Origin of the sequence: Rhizobium terrae (genome assembly GCF_003425685.1) — a bacterium.
GTDB classification, from domain to species: Bacteria; Pseudomonadota; Alphaproteobacteria; order Rhizobiales; family Rhizobiaceae; genus Neorhizobium; species Neorhizobium terrae.
On sequence record NZ_QJKM01000011.1, the window covers coordinates 240416 to 262296 of the forward strand.

Consider the following 21881-nt stretch of genomic DNA (forward strand, 5'->3'; position numbering starts at 1 on the left):
GCGCAAATAGCCCCTCACCCCGCCTCCGCTTCGCTCGGCGCATCCTCTCCCCGCACGCGGGGAGAGGGGAAACGGCAAGGACGCGGCATATCCCTTTTCCCCGCGAGCGGGGAGAAGGTGCCGGCAGGCGGATGAGGGGCGAGGCACGCGCGTTTAGCCGCATAGAAACAGGACGGTAAAACCATGAAAAAAATCGGCTTTCTTTCCTTCGGGCACTGGAACCCCTCGCCGCATTCGCAGGCGCGGTCGGCATCCGATGTGCTCCTGCAGTCCATAGACCTCGCCGTCGCCGCCGAGGAACTCGGGGCCGACGGCGCCTATTTCCGCGTCCACCATTTCGCCCGGCAGCTCGGCTCGCCCTTCCCGCTTCTCGCCGCCGTCGGCGCGCGGACGAAAAAGATCGAGATCGGCACCGCCGTGATCGACATGCGTTATGAAAACCCGCTCTACATGGCGGAGGATGCGGGTGCGGCCGATCTCATTTCTGGCGGGCGCCTGCAGCTCGGCATCAGCCGCGGTTCGCCCGAGCAGGTCATCGACGGCTTTCGCTATTTCGGCTACCAGCCGGCGGAAGGCGAAACGGATGCCGACATGGGCCGGCGTCATGCGGAAGTGTTCTTCGACGTGATCCGCGGCGAAGGTTTCGCCAGGCCCAATCCGCGGCCGATGTTTCCGAACCCGCCCGGCATGCTGCGCCTCGAGCCGCATTCGGAGGGCCTTCGCGACCGCATCTGGTGGGGGTCGAGCTCCAATGCCACGGCACAATGGGCCGCCAAGCTCGGCATGAACCTGCAGAGCTCGACGCTCAAGACCGACGAGAGCGGCAAACCCTTTCACGTCCAGCAGGCGGAGCAGATCCGCATCTATCGCGAGGCCTGGAAGGAAGCCGGCCACCAGCGCGAGCCGCGCGTCTCCGTCAGCCGCAGCATCTTTGCGCTGATGAACGACATGGACCGCGCCTATTTCGGCGGCAGCGGCGAAAGCGAGGATTCGATCGGCAATATCGATCCGCAGACGCGGGCGATCTTCGGCCGCTCCTATGCCGCCGAACCGGACAAGCTGATCGACCAGCTGAAGTCCGACGAGGCGATCGCCGAGGCCGACACGCTGCTGCTCACCGTGCCGAACCAGCTCGGCGTCGATTACAACGCCCATGTGCTGGAAAGCATCCTGAAACACGTCGCGCCGGGCCTGGGCTGGCGCTAAACGCGCTCAGCCCGAGATCAGGTCGCCCCGTCGCCAGGCTTCCCTTCCCCAGTTGCGAAGCCGCATGCGCGGGGCGATCGGCCCTGCAAGGAAGGGCGCTGCGAGGAAGCTTGCGACGATCACGGCAGGAATGAGATATTTGGCGTGTTCGGCAAATGCCGGAACGGAGAGCACGATGACGGCGCCGGCGCCGAAGAGCACGGCGTTCACCATCATGCTGCAAATGCCCGCGAGCCAGGTGTCGGTACTGATCATGGTATCTCCTTTCACACGGTCAGAGCCGCTCGGCGAAAGAAGGTTCCGCTAAAAGCTCGGATGGAAGTTGCTTTTCCGTCCCTCGTGCGGGTGGAAATGTCGCTGCACTTTCTTGCCCGGACTACCGGCAGGTCTCGATGAATTTCCGGATCTCGTTGCGAAATCCATCGAACGAGTAGGTCCGATCCCTTTCACCCTTCAGCTTCACCGTGAAGCGCCGCTCCTGCTCGAACAGGCGTTTCACGGAAGCCTCCATCCTGAAGGTGCCTTCAAGGATGAAGGCATCGTCCATCATGCTGCGCGATCCGACGACGGGGATACGGTATTCGAAGCCCTTGTTCACCAGCACGACATTCGTGCGCAATCCCTCGGGTGCCTTCGGCATGTCCAGCGCAACATAGACGAAGGCGATATCCGGCATGTTCTTCCTGCAGGACAGGTTGACCTCGGCATAGTCGGTTTCCGGCACGCCGAAGACGATCGTGGCGTTCTCCCCCTCGTCGAAAAGCTGCCATCTGGGCTTCTCTTCCGCGCAGGCAGACGAAGAAGCCAAAGCCAGCCCCAATGCCAAGAGCACCCATCCCTTCTCCATCCCGACCTCCATGCGGCATCATGCAACCGGAGGTCAGAATAATCATGCAGGCCGGGTTCGCCAACAGGAGTCGCGGCCTGCGGCGTATTTCCCGATGCCACCGCTGCGTTTTTCCGGCCCGCCGTTCCACAGCTCCCGCGGAACCGCATTGCCGCAAAAGCGGTTTCCCTGTAGTCAGATGGCGCTGACACACGGGAGAAAACGTTGATCAACCTCTTCGACACCATCCGCAACACGCTCGTGCCGATCCACAAGGAAGGCTACGTCTTCGTCGCCGCCTTCTTCATCGCCTCGCTCGTCCTCGGTTATATCGCCGAGCCGCTGTTCTGGATCGGCCTCGTACTCACCCTGTGGTGCGCCTATTTCTTCCGCGATCCGGAGCGCGCCGTGCCGCAGGACGACGACCTGATCCTCAGCCCCGCCGACGGCCGCATCAGCCATGTCGCCATGGTCGTGCCGCCCGTCGAGCTGCAGCTCGGCTCCGAGCCGATGCTGCGCATCTCGGTGTTCATGAACGTCTTCGACTGCCACATCAACCGCTCGCCGGTGCGCGGACAGGTTTCCCGCATCGAATACCGCCCCGGCCAGTTCATCAATGCCGAGCTCGACAAGGCCTCCGAGGACAACGAGCGCAACGGGCTCGTGATCGACAGCCGCCACGGTAAGGTGGGCGTGGTGCAGATCGCCGGCCTCGTCGCACGCCGCATCGTCTGCTGGGTGAAACCGACCGAACCGATCAATGCCGGCGAGCGTTTCGGCCTCATCCGTTTCGGCTCGCGCCTCGACGTCTTCGTGCCGGCCGGCGGCCAGCCGCGCGTTTCGGTGGGCCAGCTTGCGATCGGCGGCGAAACGGTGCTGGCGGAGTTCGGCTCCTCCAAGGGTCCGATCATCAGCCGCCGCACGTGAAGACGAGGAAAGCCTCATGGAGACGCCCGCCTCGCCCCCGCCGTCCAGCAAGCCCGGAAAGTCGAACGACGAGGCCCGCGGGCCGCGCTTTCGCGAGATCCCGCTCAGGCTGATGGTGCCGAACCTGATCACGGTTCTCGCCATCTGCGCCGGGCTGACTGGTATCCGGCTCGCCTTCGAGGGGCGCTACGAGCTGGCCGTCGCCATGGTCCTGCTCGCGGCCTTCCTGGACGGGATCGACGGGCGCGTGGCACGTCTCCTCAAGGCGACGTCGAGTTTCGGCGTGCAGATGGATTCGCTTGCCGACATCATCAATTTCGGCGTGGCGCCGGCGCTGGTTTCCTACGCCTTCCTGCTCGACCAGGCGCATTCCATGGGCTGGATCGCCTGCCTGCTCTATGCGATCGCCGCAGGCCTTCGCCTCGCCCGCTTCAACGTCATGGCAGAGCGCCAGGTGAAGGCGCCCTGGCAATCGGAATTCTTCGTTGGCGTGCCGGCCCCGATGGGCGCCATGCTGGTGCTGCTGCCGGTCTATCTCGGCTTCCTCGGCGTCGCGCCTTCGCCGGTCTTCGTCTACGCCAGCGTCGCCTACACGCTGCTGATCGGCTACCTGCTCGTCTCGCGCCTGCCGGTCTGGTCCGGCAAGGCCGGCCGCATCCGCCGCGACCTGATGCTGCCGGTGCTGCTCGTCGCCGTGCTCTATGTAGCGCTTTTGATGAGCTATACCTGGGAAGTGCTCTCGGTGACGGTCGTCGCCTATCTTTGCATCCTTCCCTTCAGCGCGCGGGCCTGGCACCGCCGGTACGGCACGATTACGATCGAGGATGAGAGCGCGAACGTCTGAGCGGCCTGCTGCTTGGTAAGCTGCAACTTTCGCGCAACAGTTTCCGGCAAGATGACAGTTCCATGAAGGGCAGGCGACGAAGCTCGCTTGCCGGTCACGATTCCGCCTGCTTTGATGAGGAAAGCGCGACAGCAACGACAGAATCGCGTGCCGAGAGGAGACAGCCATGAGCAGCGAAAAGACGCAGAAGAAGATCGACGCCAAGCAGGAAATCACGACGCCCTACCGTCCGCTGGGACTGAAGGCCGTTGTCGCCGCAGCCCTGATGCTGAAGCGCAAGCCGAAGCTCACCCCGGCCCGCTGAACCCGGCCGCTCACCGCCGCGGAAAGCCCGTAAGCAATCCGAGCGCGGCCAGGCAACGAACATGCCACGCCGATGTCCAAACCCGCCGCACGCGGGTCTGGCCAAGGATCGCGCCCAAGCGGCGGGATCAGAAGAGCGACATTTGGCCGGGATCGGATTTCGGCTTTTTCGGCGGTTGCTCAGCCGGCTCCGCGACCGGGACGGGCTTCTGCAGTTCCGGTCCCATGTTCGAGACCTTGTTGACGAGGTCGGAGACCGGCAGCGCCTCGAAAAAATCCTCCTGAACAGGCCGCATCAGATGCGCCACCTCGCGCGGCTCCTGCGTCTTGCAGTCGAGCCAGCGCTCGAAATCTTCCGGCTCGATGACAACAGGCATGCGGTCGTGGATATGGCGGATCGTGACGTTGGCCGCAGTCGTCATGATCGCGGCGGTATCGACTTCGGACCCGTCGGCGGAGGACCAGGTTTCCATCAGCCCGGCAAAGGCGATGACGCCGCCGCGCTTCGGGCGAACCCAGTAGGCCTGCGGCTTGACGCCGCTTTCCTTCGGCGGCCGGCGCCACTCGTAGAACCCGGTCGCCGGAATGAGGATCCGGCGATGGCGCATGGCGGCCCTGAAGGATGCCTTGCCGATCGCCGTTTCGGCGCGCGCATTGATCAGCAGCGGAAAATCCTTCGGATCCTTGACCCAGCCCGGCAGAAAGCCCCAGCGCGCCAGGAAGGCCCGCCGCTCCGGCAGGTTGCTGCCCGGCTCGCGGCGTTCCGAAGACATCACGACGAGGATCGGCTGGGTCGGCGCGATGTTGTAGCGGGCCGGGAAATCGTCCTCTCCCAGCGCGTTCAGCATCTCGAAAACTTCCTTGGAAGTCGCTGTCAGGGCATAACGTCCGCACATGCGGAACTAGATGGCATCGGGTCGCCGGAGGGTCAAGCGGCGAGGCTCAGGCGCTGCGCGGGCCGAACAGGATAATCGCGCCGCCCAAGAAGCAGACGGCGACGCCGAGAATATCCCACCGGTCCGGCACACGCGCCTCGACCGCCCAGAGCCAGAGGATGGAGGCGAGAATATAGATCGCCCCGTAAGCCGCATAGGTACGCCCCGCCGCTTCGCTCGGCACCATCGCCAGCGCCCAGGCAAAAGCAACCAGCGACACCACGCCCGGCGCCAGCCACCAAACGGGCTTGTCCAGCCGCAACCAGGCCCAGAAGGCGAAGCAGCCGGCGATCTCGGCAATGGCTGCGAAGATGTAGAGGGCGTAGGTTTTCATCGGAAGCTTTGGCTTGCAGACTTGTAGCTCATAAGCTACAATTTCACATGGTCGAAATCCTGGAAACCGAAATCTATGCGACTTGGTTTTCCAGGCTGCGGGACGAGAGGGCCAAAGCCCGGATCAATGCCCGCATCTATCGCTTGTCGCGCGGAAACCCGGGCGATGTAAAGCCTGTCGGTTCCGGGATCAGCGAGATGCGTATCGATTATGGGCCGGGCTACAGGATTTACTTCATCCGCCGCGGGCAGAAGCTGATCATTTTGTTGTGCGGCGGCGACAAATCCAGCCAGACGGACGATATCGCATCGGCTAGGACAATGGCAGCGGACTTGAAGGATTGAAAATGGCAGTCGAGACGAGGAAGTGGGATATCATCGACCACCTGGATAGCGATGAACGCATTGCGCTCTTTCTGGAAGCGGTGTTCGAAGAAGGGAATCCGGCGGACATCGCCGCCGCCATCGGCGACGTCGCGCGCGCCCGGGGCATGAGCCAAGTCGCCAAAGATGCGGGACTTTCGCGCGAAAATCTTTACAGAGCGCTCAGCGAGGGCGGAAACCCGGAATTCGCCACCATTTTGAGGGTCATCCGCGCCATCGGTTATGATCTCACGGTCGTCCCGCACAGTACTGCCGCTCACTGAACTGAAAAGGGACTCCATGCCCGCCTCCCCGCAAGCCGCCTCTTCCGCCATTCTCGAACGGGACGGGCGGTTTTTGCTGATCCGGCGGATCAATCCGCCGTCGGCCGATCTCTTTGCCTTCCCGGGCGGGCGCGGGGAACCGGGTGAGACGCCGGATCAGACCGCAGTGCGGGAGTTTTTCGAAGAGACCGGCATCGAGGTGCGCAATCCCGTCCTCTTCGCCACCTACGACCTCAAGAGCGAGAGGCCGGGCGGGCGGCATTTCTTCCTCTCCGTCTTCCGGGTCGAGGCGGATGCCGACCGGGAGGCGATCGCCGCCGACGATGCGGCCGATCCCGGCTGGTATACGGTCGAGGAGATCCGCTTGCTCGCGGTGCCGCCGAGCGTGCTCGAATGCGCCGAAAGGCTGGCGGCGGAAATCAAAGCCCGGTAAGACTGGCTTTGCACGTCGGGACCTTTGCATGAAACATCTTCCGCGCCTTGCCTGCCTCCCGCTGCTGATCCTGGCGTCAGCATCGCCGCTTGCCGCGCAAACATCGAAGCAGCAGCCCGCACCGCCCCCGCCTCCCCCTGTCGAGGAAAAGCCGGCGCCCTATGACGTGCAGCTCACCCGGCTTGCGGAAGTGCTCGGCTCGATCAGCTACCTGCGGCGGCTCTGCGGCGCGCCGGCCCCGGATTGGCGCCTCTCGATGCAGCAGCTGCTCGACGCCGACACCGCCAACGAGCCGAAACGCCGCGAAAAACTGACCGCCGCCTTCAACCGGGGATATCGTTCCTTCGCCGCCGTGCATACATCCTGCACGGATGCCGCCCGCACCGCCGAGGAGCGATACCGTAACGAAGGCGCAACACTTGCCACAGAAATTGCCGGGCGCTTTGGAAATTAGAGGATTATTTACCTCTTTTCGCAGGAGGCCGTGTCGTTTTGATAAAAGGCTGATAGAGTTTTTAACGGGCTAGTAATCAAACGGGCACCGAGGACGAGAGAATGCAGACAGGCCGCAACGACATCGACGACATGATTGTGCATGAGAAGATGCAGGCTGCCTTGGAATATCAGAGCGAAGCCTGGGCCGACGGTCGCGCCGACGGCATCGAGCCGGAAATCATCGCCGATGCCGCTCTGGTTCTCGCGATGCGGGAAACCATTCGCATCCACGGGGAAACCGGTGCCGAAGCCATGCTCGATTCGCTCAAGACCCGCATGCTGGCCGGCGAATTTTCCCCCGAACGGAAACTGCAATAGATAGTCGAGGTTTCCATGCGCGGCGCAGCGGAAACAAACCTGTTCAAGACCCTCACCCGCCCTTCGGCGGCTGCGCTTTTCGTGGCGGCAGCGATTCTGGCGGCCGGCGGCGACGCACTTGCCCTTTCCGAGCTGATGCCGGGTACGCAAGTGCCGGCCGCGCCGCGCAAACCTCTTGAAAAGCCTGTCCTCGAGGCTTTCGAGGGCACGACGCTGCCGCAGCCCGGACCGGCGATCAACCGCCCCTCGGCCGGAGCCGGCCAGACCCAGGCGACGCCGCCGGGCGCGACCGCCGATCCTTCGTCGAAAGAGGCCGGCGGACCGCTGGAAATCATCCGCGACCTGTCGAAACTGCCCGCACCGATCAAACACATGCGCGAGCAGATCGTCGAGGCCGCCGCGTCCGGCGATATTGAGCGGCTGCGGCCGCTCTTTGGAACGGGCGCATCGCAAACCAATGTGATGAACAACGAGTTCGAAGATCCGATCGAAGCGCTCAAAAACTTCTCGGGCGATGCCAACGGCCAGGAAATCCTGGCGATCATCCTCGACATCCTCTCGACGGGTGCCGCACATTTCGACGTCGGGACGCCGGATGAGGCCTATGTCTGGCCCTATTTCACCGGCAAGGCGCTGGGGTCGCTGACGCCGCCCGAACGGGTGGACCTGCTGCGCATCGTCACCGCCGGCGACCTTGCGGGCATGGAAGAGAACGGCAACTACAATTTCTTCCGCCTCGGCATCGGCCCGGACGGCAAGTGGAAGTTCTTCTCCGGCGGCGATTGAGCCGCGGCACTTCTTCTGCCGCTCTCGGCGGCAGAATGGATTTCACGACCGCAGCAAGGCCAGGTGCCGGCAATTTCCGGAGAAGGTGCCGCAGCCGGCCCCCTGGCGATGAAATCCATGACCGATCAGGTCGAGATCCTGATTGTCTTCCCGCGAGACGCGCTCAGTCCCGCACTGATCGAAGTCCTTTCCTTGATTTCCGGCCGCAGTGACTGTGGAGCTTCCTGCCAAGCGAGAACTGGGTGCCACGATCTGCCGCCGGCGCATCGAAGCGATCTTGCCGCAGCGGTTTGGAAGTCTTACTTCTCGTCCTCTGACCAACCGGATTCCATTCCATGCCTGCCGCCCATCTTCCCTCGCGAAGCCTGATCCGCCTTTCCGGCAAGGATGCCGAGGATTTCCTGCAGGGGCTGATCACCACGGATATCGATTCCCTGCCCGCCGACGAGGCAAGGCCCGGCGCGCTTCTGACGCCGCAGGGCAAGATCCTCTTCGACTTCCTGATATGGCGCGACGGCGACGGTTTTCTGATCGAAACCGAGGCCGCCCAACGCGACGGCCTCATCCGACGGCTGACCATGTACAAGCTGCGCGCCGCAGTCGATATCGCGTCGGTCGAAGAGCACGGTGTCACGGCCTTCTGGGGCGAGGAGGCGGACAAGGGCAAGGTGAAGGATGCGGCTTTCCGAAAGGCCGGCATCGCGCTTTCCCGGGTGCCGGGCAAAGAGGCCGACGGAGCGGAGGCCGCCTATCACGCGCTTCGCGTAGAGGCCGGCATTTCCATGTCGGGTCACGATTATGCGCTGCAGGATGCGTTTCCGCACGACGTTCTGCTCGACCAGACGGGCGGGCTTTCGTTCCGCAAGGGATGCTATGTCGGCCAGGAGGTCGTCTCCCGCATGCAGCATCGCGGCACGGCAAGGCGGCGCGTGGCGCTGGTTTCCAGCGAGGCGGCCCTGCCCGCATCCGGCACCGAAATCTCCGCCGGCGGCAAGCCGGTCGGCACGCTCGGTTCGGTGTCCGGCAACAAGGCGCTGGCAATCGTCCGTACGGATCGCGTCGGCGATGCGCTGGCCCGCGGCGTGCCGCTGCTTGCCGGCGGCGGGCCGGTCAATGTGGCACTTCCCGCCTGGACCGGGCTTGCCTTTCCCGCCGAAGCGCAAGAGGCCGAACAGTGACGCCGCCTGCGATTTCGGCCAAGCCCTCCCCCACGGCCCGCGCCTGGCAGCGCATGCTTTCGGGACGACGGCTCGATCTCCTGGATCCCTCACCGCTCGACGTCGAAATCTCCGATATCGCCCACGGGCTTGCCCGCGTCGCGCGATGGAACGGGCAGACGCGCGGCGACCATGCATTTTCGGTCGCCCAGCACTGCCTGGTCGTCGAGGAGATCTTTCGCCGCTGCAACGCCGGCTGCAACGCCGATGCGCTGCAGATGACGCTGCTGCACGACGCGCCGGAATATGTCATCGGCGACATGATCTCGCCGTTCAAGTCGGTCGTCGGCGGCGGCTACAAGGCGGTCGAACAGCGCCTGGAGGCGGCAATCAACCTCCGCTTCGGCCTGCCGCCGCATCCCAGCCGGGAACTCAAGGCCCTCATCAAGAAAGCCGATACGATCGCCGCCTTCTTCGAGGCGACGGAGCTTGCGGGATTTTCCGTCACTGAGGCGCGAAAATTCTTCGGACAGCCGCGCGGCATCACCCGCGACATGCTGCCGATCGAACCGATGCCGGCGCTCGAGGCGCAGCAGCGTTTCCTCGCCCGCTTCCAGCGGATCGAAATCGACCGCGGGATGGGGGAAGGTGCCGGAGACAAGACGCCATGAGCGCAATCGTCGTCTGCCCGCTCGCCAGCATCGCCGAGACGGCGGTCAGGCACGGCGCCCGCGAGATGGTGAGCCTGATCGCCGAAAAGCAGGACTTTCACCGGCCGGGCGTCATCTCCGCCGAACGCCATTTGAAACTTGCCATGAACGATATCGGCTTTGCCGGCACAGGGGATCTCATCGCGCCCAACGAGGCGCATGTGGAAAGCTTAATCGCCTTCGTCCGCGACTGGGACCAGACGGCGCCGATCGTCATCCATTGCTGGATGGGCGTGTCCCGCTCACCGGCGGCGGCCGTCATCGCGGCACTCTCCCTCAACCCGGAAGAGGACGACGATGCGCTTGCGGCGCGGCTCAGACAGGTCGCTCCGCATGCGACGCCGAATACCCGGCTGATCGAGATCGGCGACCGGCTGCTTGGCCGCGGCGGCCGGCTTACGGCGGCGATCAAGGGTATCGGCCGCGGCGCCGAAGCCGATGGAAGAGCATCTTTCGTCCTCCCGCTAAGCATCTCGCCATAAGCCAAAAAGCTGAAATTTTCTAGCTATTTAGGCTGGTTCAAAAAAGCTCCTCCCTTGCCTTGACCTCACGGTCTGCTGCGCCAATTACCCAGCCAGCGAAGGCAGGCAGACGGAAAGGATAAAGCGGCCGCATGGACCAGGCGTCGGAATTCGTTGTCGCGACGAGAGCAGCCCTCGCCCAGCTGAGCGCGCTGGCCGTGCAATATTCCTTCTCCGTCGTCGGGGCGATCGTGCTGCTGGTGATCGGCTGGATGGCGGCCGGCTTCATCAGCCGCTGGGCACACCGGGGCCTGTCGCGCATCCACGGCATCGATGCCACGCTGTCGCAATTCTTCTCCAACGTCATCCGTTACGCGATACTCGTTCTCGTGGTCGTGATGGTGCTCGGGCAGTTCGGCGTGCAGACGGCTTCCGTCCTCGCCGCCCTCGGCGCGATCGGCCTCGCGGTCGGCCTTGCACTGCAGGGCACGCTCCAGAACATTGCGGCCGGCATCATGCTTTTGGTGCTGCGCCCGTTCCGTGTCGGAGAGTCGATCGAGACCGGCAGCGTCAGCGGGACGGTGGTCGATGTCGGGCTCTTTGCGACCGAACTGAAGACGGCCGATGGAGTCTATCGGCTGGCGCCGAACTCGACATTGTGGAACGTGCCGATCACCAATTACAGCCGGCGGCAGACCCGCCGCAACGAGATCACCGTCCATATCGGCGCGGACGACGACGTCGCGCGGACCCAGGCGAAGCTCTCGGCCATCGCGGCGCGCGACAAGCGCGTGCTGAAGGATCCACCGGCCGCCACCTATGTGGCGGACTTCGATCCGAGTGGCGCAAATGTGACACTTCGCTACTGGACAAAAAGCAGCGATTGGTGGATTGCCAGTCGCGATCTGACGAAGGCCGTCAAACTTGCATTTGACAGGCCTTCCGAGAGGGCCGTCGACGACGGCCAGCAGGAAGGAATTCCAGACCCTCAGGTGAATTCCCGCGGCGTTGTTTCCGGTGAGAGCGGACCTCCGGCTCCTCATGGTGCGGACGAACCGGCAACCGCGCGGACCTGAAGGAAAGGATGCACCGGGGCCGGCTTTTCACGAGGAAGCCGGCCCCGGTGCGCAAATCTCGATAACCCTGGCTTGATACTGCCTGTCAGACGCCGGCGATGCTGTAGTCCTCGGACCCGGCCCAGACGATCTCCCACGAGGCCCCCGGACGAACGTTGCGGATCGCCGCCGGTTCGAAGGCGACGAAGCAGCGTCCACCGGCATGGCGCACCGAAGGATAGATCAGCCCGCCGTGCCCTTCCCGCCGCAACCGGCCGGCCAGCGCCTGCCCTTCCGGATAGCCGAGGGCCGGATCTGGATGTAATGCCGGGTGGCGCGCCTCGTCCGTGATGTCCGGAAACTCGCCGATGAAATCCGCCAGGAGTTCGACGTAGCGGGCAGTCTCCTCGAAAATGCCGACGAAGCGGAGTTCCCGCGTCTTGTGATAAGCGACCTCGGCAATCGAGGTCATCGTCTGCCAGCTGCAATACCAGGCGCCGCGGCTTTCGTCGTTGAAGCGATTGCCGCCGGCCCGCGTATAGGTGAAGGCGGCGTTGATATGGCTGTTGCCGTAGACCTGAAGGTCGTGGCTGCGGCGCTTCCAGGCGAGCTCGCGGCGGTCGAGATGCAGGTTCAGGCCCCGTTCGGCGATCAGCCTTGCACTAGTGAGGCCCTCGATTTCGGCAAGAATATCGAGTTCGTCGTCGCTGTCTACCAAGCCGCGCAGGCTGGGCGGTTTGTGATAGGTCGCCGGGATAAGCCGCACCAGCCCGCGGTCGCCGAGCGCGGTGACGATCACGCGCCGCCCCTCAACGCATCGAGATAGTTGCGGACCCGCAGGAATTGCGGCAGCCCTTCCTCGATCAGCGTATCGATCGGCGGCCTGCCGTCGAAGAGCGGGCCGCTGTTTGGAAGCGTCATCCAGCGCGTGGCGATCGGATCGCCGAAATAGAGTTTCAGGGCCTTGTAGATGCCGATCATCGCGCTGAGCCTCAGCATCTGGTCCTTGGTCAGCCCGCCCGAGAAACCCGGCTTCCTGGCCCGCTTCCAGGTGCTCTCGGACATGTCCGCCAGGGCGGCCGCCTCACCCAGGGGCACGTTCCATTCGGTCATGACGTTGCCGAAGGCCTTGAGGGCAACGGCGGCCATCCTTTCGGCATCATGTTTCTTCTGGACAGCTTCCACGAGGGGCTCCATGTCGATCCGCCTCAACATAGTTCATATGGACTCAAAGTAAAGTCCATATGAACTATTTCTGCCGCAATTTGCAGGAAATGTCGGCATCCTCCATCGCTGACTCAAGGTCAGTTCACCGGGCGTCAGGGATTATGGAAGCGATCGGGCTGCTGCGGGAAGCGATGGCCCGCCAGGGTGCAAAACAAAAGCCCTCCGCATCGAAACGGAGGGCTTTCAAGCTTCGGCGGTGGATGGATCAGAACTCCTCCCAGTCGCTCGCCGCAAGGGCGGCTGCGGCGGGACCGCGCCGGGACGCCGCATGGCCACGGGGAGCCATAGCCGGCGCCGCCATGGCCGAGGCAGCCTGGCGCAGCGCGCTCGCCTGGCCGGAAGCGCCTCCCAGCCGGAACCTCCCCACCAGATCGCGCAGCTTCTCCGCCTCGAGCGCCAGGCCTGCGGAGGCCGCGGTCGACTGTTCGACCATGGCGGCGTTTTGCTGGGTGGTCTGGTCCATGGAATTGACGGCGGAATTGACCTCGGCCAGTCCCATCGACTGCTCGCGGGCGGAGACGGCGATTGCATCCATGTGCTGATTGATCTCGGCGATGAAATCGCGGATCGTGCCGAGCGCGACGCCGGTCTCGCGCACCAGCGCCACGCCGCTTTCTACCTCGCCGGCGGAATTGCGGATCAGGTCCTTGATCTCCTTGGCGGCCTTCGCGGAACGCTGGGCGAGTTCCCGGACTTCCTGGGCGACGACCGCAAAACCCTTGCCCGCCTCGCCGGCCCGCGCCGCCTCGACGCCGGCATTCAGCGCCAGAAGGTTGGTCTGGAAGGCGATCTCGTCGATGACGCCGATGATGTTGGAAATCTGCTGCGAGGAGCCCTCGATGCGGCGCATCGCCTCTTCCGCATGGGTGACGACGCCGGTGGAGTCGATGGCGCTCTCGTTCGCCTTGGCGGCGACCGCCCGTGCCTCCTCGGTGCGCTTGGCGGAGTTCGAGACATTGGCGGTGATCTCGTCCAGCGCCGCGGCGGTCTCCTCCAGCGCGGCGGCCTGCTGCTCGGTGCGCTTGGAAAGGTCACCGGCGCCGGCGGAAATCTCCCGCGTGCCGTTGTCCATGTTGCCGATGCTTGCGGAGATCGTCGCAAGCGTCTCCCCGAGCTGGCGAACCGAGCGGTTGAAGTCGTGACGAAGCTGCTCGAAATCCGGAGCGAAGGCTTCGTCGAGCTGGAAGGCGAGATCGCCTTCGGCAAGTCGGTGAAGGCCGGCGGCGAGTCCGGACGTGGCGACCCTCAGCCGCTCGGCGGCGTCCGCTTCGGCGCGCTGCTGGGCGGCTGCACGGTCCTGTTCGGTCTGGCGGCGCGCTTCCTCGGCCGCCTCTTCGAGGTGCCTGTTGGCAATCGCGGCCTGGCGGAACACTTCGACGGCGGTCGCCATGGTGCCGATCTCGTCGGTGCGGTCGGCAAAGGGTATCTCGGAGGCGGTATCGCCATCCGCGAGGCGGCGCATGGCGCCGGTGATCCGCAGGATCGGATTGGCGATGCCCCGCATCGCGAACACGATGGCGAAGATGCTGATCAGCGCCGCGACGATGCTCAGAGTGTAGAAGATCGTCAGGGCCGACTGCATCACCGCTTCGCTCTCGCCGCTCGACCGTTCCGATCCGGCGGCGTTGATCGCGACGATGTCCTTGATCGCCGCGGTGGTCTTGTCGGCGACCGGGGCCATCTGGGTGTGGAAGGCGAGCTTCGCTTGCTTTTCGCTGCCGTTGCGGGAGAGGATGATCACTTCGTCGCCGATCTTGACGAGCGCCGCGTAATTCTCCCGGACGACATTCAGGGCTTCGGCCTGCTTCTTCTCATCGGCGGAGACGAGCCTGGCGTAATCGTCGAGAGCCTTCTCGATGTGGCTTCGTTCCGCCTTGATGTCGTTCTCGGCCTTCACGGCCGCCGCATTGTCGGCGGAAATGATATGTTCCACATAGGCGAGCCTGAGATCCGAAAGCGCGGTATCGATTTCCTTGGATTTGGCAATGCTCGGCAGCCAGTCGGCGATGATCGCATCGCTCTTGGCATCCATCTCGATCATTTCGGTAATGGCGGTATAGGAAAGGGCAGCGCTCACGGCGCAGAGGCCGGCGATGGCCCCGATAAGAGAGAGTCTCACGGAGGGACGTTTCACGGAAGCTCCAGCGGATCAAATGGGAGTGAATGTCGGTGGCGGCTTCGAAATTGCTGCAAAAGGATTAACGAAATACCGTCAATTCTATCGTCGGAGAATATCAAGCGTATTTTTACTCGAGATTTTCGACGAGGACGGACCGGCCGTATTCCCGCGTGAAACAACAGCTTCCAACTTATGCTGCGGATCGCATGAACATCTTTTCCGGCTCATGAACCAGCGGAAAGCAATCTGGCAAGCCCGGCGAGGCGCCTACCGCATATCAGTGGGACATGGAGGAGCGGTGCGCCCAGCCAGTCATGCGCATCTCGATCCAAGCCATCAGTGCATACATGACGATGCCTTCGACCGCGAGCATCAGCAGGCCGGCAAAAACGAGCGGCACGTTGAACTGGCTCTGGGCCGAACTCATCATGTTGCCGAGGCCGTAATTGGAGGCGACCGTTTCCGACACGACGGAGCCGACAAAGGCGAGCGTGATCGCCACTTTCAGGGAGCCGAAGAAATAGGGCATCGAGCGCGGGATGCCGACCTTCAGCATGATGTCCAGCTTCTTCGCACCCAGCGCGCGCAGGACATCCTCGGTTTCCGGCTCGATCGTCGCAAGGCCGGTCGCGACGTTGACGACGATCGGGAAGAAGGAGATCAGGAAGGCGGTGAGGATCGCCGGCACAGCGCCGATGCCGAACCAGATCACCAGGATCGGCACGAGCGCCACCTTGGGGATGGCGTTGAAGCCGATCATCAGCGGATAGAGCCCGGCATAGATAGCCTTCGACCAGCCGACGAAAAGGCCGATCGCAAGGCCTGCCACCACGGCGATCGCAAAACCGACGGTCGTGGTGTAGAGCGTCTGCAGCGAATTTTTCCAGATTGGCGACCAGTACTGGACGACGGCCTGGAAGACGCGGCTCGGCGCCGGCAGGACGGTGGGCGAGGTCTGCAGCACGATCACCAGCAGTTCCCAGGCGAGGAAGAGGCCGATCGTATAGAGCCAAGGCGCAAGCCTGACCCAGTTGATGCGGGCGACGAGCGGCTTCGGCGCTGCCGCGGGAGCTGCGGTGTTTCCGACGGCGCTCATGCGACCACCCGCGCGCTGGCGATCTCGCCATGCAGTTCGTGCACCATGTCGTTGAAGCCCTTTTCATACATGACGTCGAGATCGCGCGGGCGGGCGAAAGGGACGGCATGTTCCTTCAGCACTCGGCCCGGCCGCGCGCTCATCACGAAGATGCGGTCGGCCAGGAAGGTCGCCTCGCGCAGGTCGTGGGTGACGAGGATGATGGTGACGCCCTGGGCGGCATGCAAGTCGCGGATGACGCACCAGAGTTCCTCGCGGGTGAAGGCGTCGAGCGCGCCGAACGGCTCGTCGAGCATCAGGAGTTCGGGTTCGTGGATCAGCGCGCGGCACAGATTGGCGCGCTGCTGCATGCCGCCGGAAAGCTGCCAGGGGAATTTAGAGCCGAAACCCTTGAGGCCGACGGTTTCGAGCAGGTGCTCGGCCTTTTCGACATATTCCCTTTTGTTGGCACGCAGGCGGTGGCGATGTTTCTCGACGATTTCCAGCGGCAGGAGGATGTTGTCGAGCGTGGTGCGCCAGGGCAGCATGGTCGGGTTCTGGAAGGCCATGCCGACGATCGAGACCGGCTGAGTCACCTGCCTGCCCGCGACGATGACGACGCCGCTCTGGGGAATATGCAGGCCGGTGACGAGCTTCATCAAGGTCGACTTGCCGCAGCCGGACGGGCCGACGACGGCCGCGAACTCGCCTTTGCCGACCTTCATCGAGAGCCCGGAAACGGCAAGCGTGCCAGCCGCGCCGCCATACCGCATGTCGACGTTGTCGATGGAAACCAGATGCGCCATTCCGTTCTTCTTTCTTCGCGGGGCAAGAAGCTGCTCGTCGTCCGGTTGCGTCCTGCGGACCCTCTCTCCGCGCACGGGGAGAAGGACATATGCCGTACCGCTTTCCTTCATCTCGAAGGTCGCGGGAGGCACGTCCCCTCTCCTCGTCAGAACGGGGAAAGGGTGAGGGCACAAGCGGCAATCTCACACAGCTCCGCCGGAAAGCTGGAGAACCCGGCAGCGGCACCGGGTTCTCCATCAGCGGTCAAGGAAGCATTCGCTCTTCCTTGGGGGGCAGGAAACTTGCGTCGAAAACCTGGTCGGCCTTCACATTGCCCTTGAGGCCCATGGAGACCTTCAGCGTGTCGATCGAAGCCGAAAGCCGGGCAGGATCGATGCCGCCGAAGCCGTTCGCGACGACGTAGGGGGTCTTGATGTTCATCGCGTTCGCCATGTTGAGGCGCTGCAGTTCGATATCCTTGTTGAGCGTCTCGTTGCGCTTGAGGACGGCGGCGACGCCTTCTTCCGGCTTGGCGACGGCATCGGCGAAGCCCTTGGCGAGGGCCTTGATGACGCCCTTGACGGCGGTCGGGTTCTTGGCGGCGAAATCGGTGTTCACCAGCACGGCGTTGCCATAGAGATTGAGACCATGTTCGGCCATGAGGATGGTGGCGATGTCCTCGTCCTTGATCCCCTGAGCCTTCAGGTTGAGGACGACCGAGAAGGCGAAACCGAAGACCGCATCGACCTTGCCCTGGGCGAGCATCGGTTCGCGGACCGGGAAGCCGACCGATTCCAGAGTGATCTTCGAATCGTCGATCTTGGCGACCTGCTTGAAGGCCTTCCACTGGGCGAACGCGCCATCCGGCGGCGGAGCGCCGAGCTTCTTGCCTTCTAGCGATTTCGGGTCGCCGGTAATGCCGAGCGACTTGCGGCCGACGACGGCGAAGGTCGGGCGCTCGTAGATCATCATCGCCGCCCTGATCTTCTGGTTCGGATCCTCATCGAGGAACTTGATCAGCGAGTTGATGTCGCCGAAGCCCATCTGGTAAGCACCCGTCGCCACGCGCGGGATCGCCTCGACCGAACCGTTGCCGGTATCGATCGTCACGTCGAGGCCTTCCGCCTTGAAATACCCTTTGTCCTGGGCAAGCAGGAAGCCGGCCGCCGGACCTTCGAACTTCCAGTCAAGCGTGAACTTGATTGCCGTCTGCGCAAACGCCGGAGCGGTGGGCATGGCAAGGCCTCCGGCAAACGCCAGCGCCGCGACGGCCGAAAGTTTCGAAAGCAGTCTGCGCGAGATCATGAAAGGTCGTCCCCCTGAAGGTTTTTGTTGGATGAAGTTATCCAAGCGTTTCTTGCGCATCGACGCAAGATGAAACTGCACATAAAGTCATCATATTTTAGTATAGATTAAAATTTATGCTATTGATGATTTAAGGCGCAGTCATCTGCCCTGCTTTTCAGCAGGAATCGCGGAACGCAGGCTTCTACTTGGCAGCCGATCCGCACAAGTTTCGAGAATTCAGGCATTTAGCCTGAGATCGAACAACACTCCGAGCGCGCCGTATTTGACGAACGCGGCATGACCAGCGCTTCCACGCCCTTCATGTTCAGCCGTGCCTGGGCGCGGCTGACGAAAGGATCGGGCTCGGCCGGCCCCGCTGAGCGAGACTTCTCATGACAGTTTAAGAGTTTAAGGAAGGCTGCCGCACTTCCCTTCCCTCGCCCGGCAATTGTATAAACAACGGGAACAAACGTCCTGTCGTGAGCGTGCCGATGATCGAAATCCTGCTCCTCATCCTGGTGATATTGATGGTCGGCCTGCACCGCAGGACATCGAACCGGGTCTCGGCTCTCGAAAAGGAGCTGGAAGCCGTCAAGGCGGATCTCCCGAAGCGGCAGACGATGCCGGCAACGGCCGATGGGCCTGCGACCGCCGCATCGGCGCTCGCGGCCGACGCTGTGCTGCAAGAGGGTTTCGTCCCGGATGCGGTTTCCGAGGCGCCGCCGGCAGAGATGCCGGCCGCAATGGCTGCCGAGACAGGGGCCGAACAGCCGGGAGGGCCATCCCCGATCCCTGCTCACGGCCCGTCCGCAGGCCCTTCCCCCGCCCCCCTTCGACCGCAGCTGGCTGCCCAGGAGAAGAAGCGGGAAAACCTGGAAAGCTATCTCGGCGCGCGCTGGCCCGTCTGGGTGGGCGGCGTGGCGCTCGCCTTCGGCGGCATTTTCCTGGTGCGCTATTCGATCGAGGCCGGGCTGCTCGGGCCGGCCGCGCGGCTGACGCTCGCCTCCCTCTTCGGCCTGATCCTGATGGCGGGCGGCGAAGTGATCCGCCGTCGCGCGATACCGCAGATGTCCGAACGGTTCAGCAATGCGATGATCCCCGGCGCGCTGACGGCGGCCGGCGCGGTGACGCTGCTCGGCGCCACCTTCGCAGCCTATGCGGTCTACGACTTCATCGGGCCGACGACCGCTTTCATCCTCTTGGCCCTCATCTCGTTCGCGACGATCGCGCTGTCGCTCCTGCACGGGCAGGCGCTGGCGGGGCTCGGGCTGCTCGCCTCGCTTCTGACGCCCGGCCTCGTTGCCACCAGCGAGCCGAACGCCAACGCGCTCTTCCTGTTCCTGGCGCTCACCTGGGCTGCGGTCAACGCCGCCTCGCGCCTGCGGCAATGGACGGTGGTGCCGACGCTCGCCAATGTCGGCGTCGGGCTTTGGGCGCTCGCCTATATGTTCGGCGCGGACGATCTGGACGCCATGCCCGTGGCCCTGGCGCTGATCGTCGTGATCGCCGGCACCGGCTTCTTCTGGCCGGGGCGGTATTACGGCATCATCGGCCCATCGAAACCCGGCGTCGCCATGCTGCTCGGCCGGCCGCCGCTGCAGATCACCCTTTCGGTTTCGATCATGACGCTCTTTTCGGCAATGGCCATGGTGGTGCGCCATATGGACGGCGGCGCCATCCCGCTGTTTGCCGCCGCATGCCTGATCGCCGCGCTCGGCGCGCTCGGCGCGAGCCGCGCCTATGCGGTTTGGCCGGCGCTGTTTGCAGGGGCCGGAGCGGTGCTCGGCATCACGATCACAGCGCTCGCCTGGCTCGACTATGTGCCATCGGAAATGATTCCCGCTCCTGCCGATGGACAGCCGGCGGCGGCGCTGAGCTTCGGCAACGAAATCATGGTCCATCTGCTGCTCGGCGCTGTCTTCGCCTTGCTCGGCTTCGCCTTCCTGAAGCGCTTCCGTAACGAAGAGTCGGAATTCTCGCGTATCTGGGCATTCCTGATGCCGGCCGTGCCGGTGACGCTCGCGACGATCAGCTTCCTGAACTTCGGCAATCTCGGCCGCGACTGGACGCATGGGCTCTACGGGCTGGCGCTTGGTCTCGTGCTTGCAGCCGGCGCCGAATGGCTGTTCCGCAAGAGCGAGGAGACCGCGGAAGGCAAGATCGACTGGCCGGCCAATCTGCTGGTCGCCGGCTCGTTTGCAGGTTTCACGCTGGCGCTTCACACGCTGACCAACGGCATCGTCACGACGATCCTCGTCTCGGTGCTCGGCTTTACCTACGTGCTGGCGATGGGAGCCAGGATCTGGCCGGCGCTGCCCTGGATGATGACGGCGGCGACCCTGATCGTCTTCGGCCGCATCGCCTGGGAACCGACGCTGATCGGCCCGAACAGCCTCGGCACGACGCCCTTGTTCAACGCGCTCCTGCCGGGCTACGGCATTCCGACGTTGCTGGCGATCGCCACGGCCTGGCTGCTGAGGAACTCCTCCGACTTTCGCGTGCGCAACGTCATGCAGGCGCTCGCCTCGCTTTCGGTGCTGATGACGGTCGCCGTGCTGGTGCGCCACGCGATGAACCACGGCACGCTGGATTCCAACGTGCCCACCCTCGCCGAACAGTCGATCTACACGCTCGTCACCGTCGGTTTCTCCGGCGTGCTGTTGACGCTCGACCTCAAATCGCCGAGCCCGGTCTTCCGCTGGGGCTCGATGATCGCCGGGGTGATCGCGACGCTGAACGTCCTCTCCCTGCATCTCTTCGCGCTCAACCCCTATTTCAGCGGCGAGGGCACCGGACCGTGGCCGTTCTTCAACCTGCTGCTGCTCGGCTACCTGCTGCCGGCGGCCGCCTACGGGCTCGTCGCCTATCATGCGCGCGGGCGCCGGCCGCAGCCCTATGTCGTCATGCTGGCGCTTGCAGGCGCGGTGCTCGGTTTCCTCTGGGCGACGCTTTCCGTCCGCCGCTTCTGGCAGGGCGAGAACATCGCCGACTGGAAGGGTTTCATGCAGGGCGAGACCTATGCCTATTCGGTGGTCTGGCTGCTGATCGGCGTGGCCCTTTTGATCATCGGCTCGAAATTCGATGCGAAGAGCCTGCGGCTCGCCTCCGCAGGCTTGGTGCTGGTCGCGGTCGTAAAGGTCTTCCTCATCGACATGTCGAACCTCGAAGGCATCCTCAGGGCGCTTTCCTTCATCGGGCTCGGCGCGGTGCTGATCGGGATCGGGCTTTTCTACCAGCGCATTCTGGTCAAGAAAGAGATTGATCCAATGCCTGCCGATTCCAAGGAAGAGCCCGCGTGACAGCTTCGATAACAGCCGCCTTTTCCCCCTATGAGGAGATCGCCGAAACCCTGATCCCCCATGCGACCGACAGCGACGACGGTTCGCACGACATCGCCCATATCGCCCGCGTCTTCAAGAACGCCATGCGCATCCACGGCGAAGAAGGTGGCGACGGCAGAGTGCTGGCGGCGGCCGTGCTGCTGCACGACTGCGTGTCGGTGGAGAAGAACTCGCCACTGCGATCGCAGGCCTCGCGGCTGGCGGCGGAAAAGGCATCCGGCATTCTCGCAGACCTCGGCTGGGGCAGGACAGAGATCGAGGCGGTCGCGCATGCGATCACCACCCACAGCTTCTCCGCCAACATACCCCCGGAAACGCTGGAGGCGAAGATCGTCCAGGATGCCGACCGGCTGGACGCGATCGGCATGGTGGGCGCGGCGCGCTGCTTCTACATCGCCGGACGGATGAGTTCAGGCCTTTACGACCCGGCCGATCCGCTCGCCCGGGAACGGCCGCTGGACGACAGGCGTTTTGCGATCGACCATTTCGAGGTCAAGCTGTTCAAGCTCGCCGACGGGTTCCAGACCGCGGCCGGCCGGGTGCTCGCGGAAGAGCGTCATGAGCGGCTGAAGCAAATCCGCGACATGTTCATCGATGAAATCTAGGAGAC

The 21881-nt window shown here is 63.8% G+C and carries 26 protein-coding genes; 16 read left to right on the top strand and 10 right to left on the bottom strand.

Going from position 1 to position 21881, the window contains the following annotated elements:
• Positions 1–183 precede the first annotated feature (183 nt).
• A complete protein-coding gene (locus tag DMO26_RS21605) occupies positions 184–1206 on the top strand; it encodes an LLM class flavin-dependent oxidoreductase (RefSeq protein ID WP_117194214.1) in 1023 nt (340 codons plus the stop codon).
• A gap of 6 nt (positions 1207–1212) precedes the next feature.
• Here DMO26_RS21605 and DMO26_RS21610 read toward each other — a convergent pair whose 3' ends face one another.
• Together DMO26_RS21610 and DMO26_RS21615 are read right to left on the bottom strand one after the other, a co-directional pair.
• Entirely contained in the window at positions 1213–1461 is a 249-nt protein-coding gene (locus tag DMO26_RS21610) for a hypothetical protein (protein WP_117194215.1), read from the bottom strand.
• 121 nt (positions 1462–1582) lie between these two features.
• On the bottom strand, positions 1583–2053 hold the full coding sequence (locus DMO26_RS21615) for a hypothetical protein (protein WP_117194216.1): 471 nt from the start codon (positions 2051–2053) through the stop codon (positions 1583–1585).
• 207 nt (positions 2054–2260) lie between these two features.
• Here DMO26_RS21615 and DMO26_RS21620 point away from each other — a divergent pair, with 207 nt between their 5' ends.
• The 3 genes from DMO26_RS21620 to DMO26_RS33805 all read left to right on the top strand — a co-directional run bounded on the left by DMO26_RS21620 (position 2261) and on the right by DMO26_RS33805 (position 4107).
• Positions 2261–2959 (top strand): phosphatidylserine decarboxylase, encoded by a 699-nt coding sequence (locus DMO26_RS21620; RefSeq protein WP_117194275.1) that lies wholly within the window; start codon positions 2261–2263, stop codon positions 2957–2959.
• 16 nt (positions 2960–2975) lie between these two features.
• Positions 2976–3803, top strand: coding sequence for a CDP-alcohol phosphatidyltransferase family protein (locus DMO26_RS21625; RefSeq protein ID WP_117194217.1), 828 nt, complete (start codon positions 2976–2978; stop codon positions 3801–3803).
• A gap of 166 nt (positions 3804–3969) precedes the next feature.
• Positions 3970–4107, top strand: coding sequence for a hypothetical protein (locus tag DMO26_RS33805; RefSeq protein WP_162895012.1), 138 nt, complete (start codon positions 3970–3972; stop codon positions 4105–4107).
• 127 nt (positions 4108–4234) lie between these two features.
• Here the strand turns inward: DMO26_RS33805 and DMO26_RS21630 are convergent, their stop codons facing one another.
• The gene (locus DMO26_RS21630; protein ID WP_117194218.1) at positions 4235–5002 is read right to left on the bottom strand and encodes an SOS response-associated peptidase; all 768 of its coding nucleotides are present in this window, start codon (positions 5000–5002) and stop codon (positions 4235–4237) included.
• 46 nt (positions 5003–5048) lie between these two features.
• The gene (locus DMO26_RS21635) at positions 5049–5375 is read right to left on the bottom strand and encodes a YnfA family protein (RefSeq protein ID WP_117194219.1); all 327 of its coding nucleotides are present in this window, start codon (positions 5373–5375) and stop codon (positions 5049–5051) included.
• 47 nt (positions 5376–5422) lie between these two features.
• On the opposite strand from DMO26_RS21635, the gene DMO26_RS21640 reads away from it, so the two are divergent.
• From DMO26_RS21640 to DMO26_RS21685, 10 genes are all read left to right on the top strand, one after another.
• Positions 5423–5719, top strand: a complete 297-nt coding sequence (locus DMO26_RS21640; protein WP_117194220.1) for a type II toxin-antitoxin system RelE/ParE family toxin — start codon at positions 5423–5425, stop codon at positions 5717–5719.
• A 2-nt stretch (positions 5720–5721) separates the two neighbouring features.
• A complete protein-coding gene (locus tag DMO26_RS21645; RefSeq protein WP_117194221.1) occupies positions 5722–6021 on the top strand; it encodes an addiction module antidote protein in 300 nt (99 codons plus the stop codon).
• 16 nt (positions 6022–6037) lie between these two features.
• Positions 6038–6454: an NUDIX hydrolase gene (locus DMO26_RS21650; protein WP_117194222.1), complete on the top strand. Its 417-nt coding sequence runs from the start codon at positions 6038–6040 to the stop codon at positions 6452–6454.
• A gap of 28 nt (positions 6455–6482) precedes the next feature.
• Positions 6483–6908 carry a TIGR02301 family protein gene (locus DMO26_RS21655; protein WP_117194223.1) on the top strand — a complete coding sequence of 142 codons (426 nt, stop codon included), beginning with the start codon at positions 6483–6485 and terminating at the stop codon, positions 6906–6908.
• Positions 6909–7009: 101 nt separating this feature from the next.
• Positions 7010–7267 (top strand): hypothetical protein, encoded by a 258-nt coding sequence (locus DMO26_RS21660; protein WP_117194224.1) that lies wholly within the window; start codon positions 7010–7012, stop codon positions 7265–7267.
• Positions 7268–7282: 15 nt separating this feature from the next.
• Complete coding sequence (locus DMO26_RS21665) at positions 7283–8053, top strand: hypothetical protein (protein ID WP_117194225.1); 771 nt, start codon at positions 7283–7285, stop codon at positions 8051–8053.
• Positions 8054–8388: 335 nt separating this feature from the next.
• Positions 8389–9231, top strand: coding sequence for a CAF17-like 4Fe-4S cluster assembly/insertion protein YgfZ (ygfZ, locus tag DMO26_RS21670; RefSeq protein WP_117194226.1), 843 nt, complete (start codon positions 8389–8391; stop codon positions 9229–9231).
• Between the two features lie 53 nt (positions 9232–9284).
• A complete protein-coding gene (locus tag DMO26_RS21675; protein WP_117194276.1) occupies positions 9285–9881 on the top strand; it encodes a YfbR-like 5'-deoxynucleotidase in 597 nt (198 codons plus the stop codon).
• A complete protein-coding gene (locus DMO26_RS21680; RefSeq protein ID WP_117194227.1) occupies positions 9878–10402 on the top strand; it encodes a tyrosine phosphatase family protein in 525 nt (174 codons plus the stop codon). The genes DMO26_RS21675 and DMO26_RS21680 overlap by 4 nt, the downstream gene beginning before the upstream one ends.
• 131 nt (positions 10403–10533) lie before the next feature.
• Positions 10534–11457, top strand: coding sequence for a mechanosensitive ion channel family protein (locus DMO26_RS21685; RefSeq protein ID WP_117194228.1), 924 nt, complete (start codon positions 10534–10536; stop codon positions 11455–11457).
• An 85-nt stretch (positions 11458–11542) separates the two neighbouring features.
• Here the strand turns inward: DMO26_RS21685 and DMO26_RS21690 are convergent, their stop codons facing one another.
• The 6 genes from DMO26_RS21690 to DMO26_RS21715 all read right to left on the bottom strand — a co-directional run bounded on the left by DMO26_RS21690 (position 11543) and on the right by DMO26_RS21715 (position 17948).
• Positions 11543–12235, bottom strand: coding sequence for an RES family NAD+ phosphorylase (locus DMO26_RS21690; RefSeq protein WP_117194229.1), 693 nt, complete (start codon positions 12233–12235; stop codon positions 11543–11545).
• Positions 12232–12633 (bottom strand): MbcA/ParS/Xre antitoxin family protein, encoded by a 402-nt coding sequence (locus tag DMO26_RS21695; protein WP_117194230.1) that lies wholly within the window; start codon positions 12631–12633, stop codon positions 12232–12234. The genes DMO26_RS21690 and DMO26_RS21695 overlap by 4 nt, the downstream gene beginning before the upstream one ends.
• Before the next feature lie 235 nt (positions 12634–12868).
• Positions 12869–14797, bottom strand: coding sequence for a HAMP domain-containing methyl-accepting chemotaxis protein (locus tag DMO26_RS21700; RefSeq protein ID WP_117194231.1), 1929 nt, complete (start codon positions 14795–14797; stop codon positions 12869–12871).
• Between the two features lie 262 nt (positions 14798–15059).
• The gene (locus DMO26_RS21705; protein WP_117194232.1) at positions 15060–15878 is read right to left on the bottom strand and encodes an ABC transporter permease; all 819 of its coding nucleotides are present in this window, start codon (positions 15876–15878) and stop codon (positions 15060–15062) included.
• On the bottom strand, positions 15875–16663 hold the full coding sequence (locus DMO26_RS21710; RefSeq protein WP_162895018.1) for an ABC transporter ATP-binding protein: 789 nt from the start codon (positions 16661–16663) through the stop codon (positions 15875–15877). The genes DMO26_RS21705 and DMO26_RS21710 overlap by 4 nt, the downstream gene beginning before the upstream one ends.
• A gap of 244 nt (positions 16664–16907) precedes the next feature.
• Positions 16908–17948, bottom strand: a complete 1041-nt coding sequence (locus tag DMO26_RS21715; RefSeq protein WP_117194233.1) for an ABC transporter substrate-binding protein — start codon at positions 17946–17948, stop codon at positions 16908–16910.
• 473 nt (positions 17949–18421) lie between these two features.
• Here DMO26_RS21715 and DMO26_RS21720 point away from each other — a divergent pair, with 473 nt between their 5' ends.
• Both DMO26_RS21720 and DMO26_RS21725 read left to right on the top strand, forming a co-directional pair.
• Positions 18422–21229, top strand: a complete 2808-nt coding sequence (locus DMO26_RS21720) for a DUF2339 domain-containing protein (RefSeq protein ID WP_117194234.1) — start codon at positions 18422–18424, stop codon at positions 21227–21229.
• On the top strand, positions 21226–21876 hold the full coding sequence (locus DMO26_RS21725; RefSeq protein WP_205421250.1) for an HD domain-containing protein: 651 nt from the start codon (positions 21226–21228) through the stop codon (positions 21874–21876). Before DMO26_RS21720 ends, DMO26_RS21725 begins: the two co-directional genes overlap by 4 nt.
• The last annotated feature ends 5 nt before the right edge of the window (positions 21877–21881 follow it).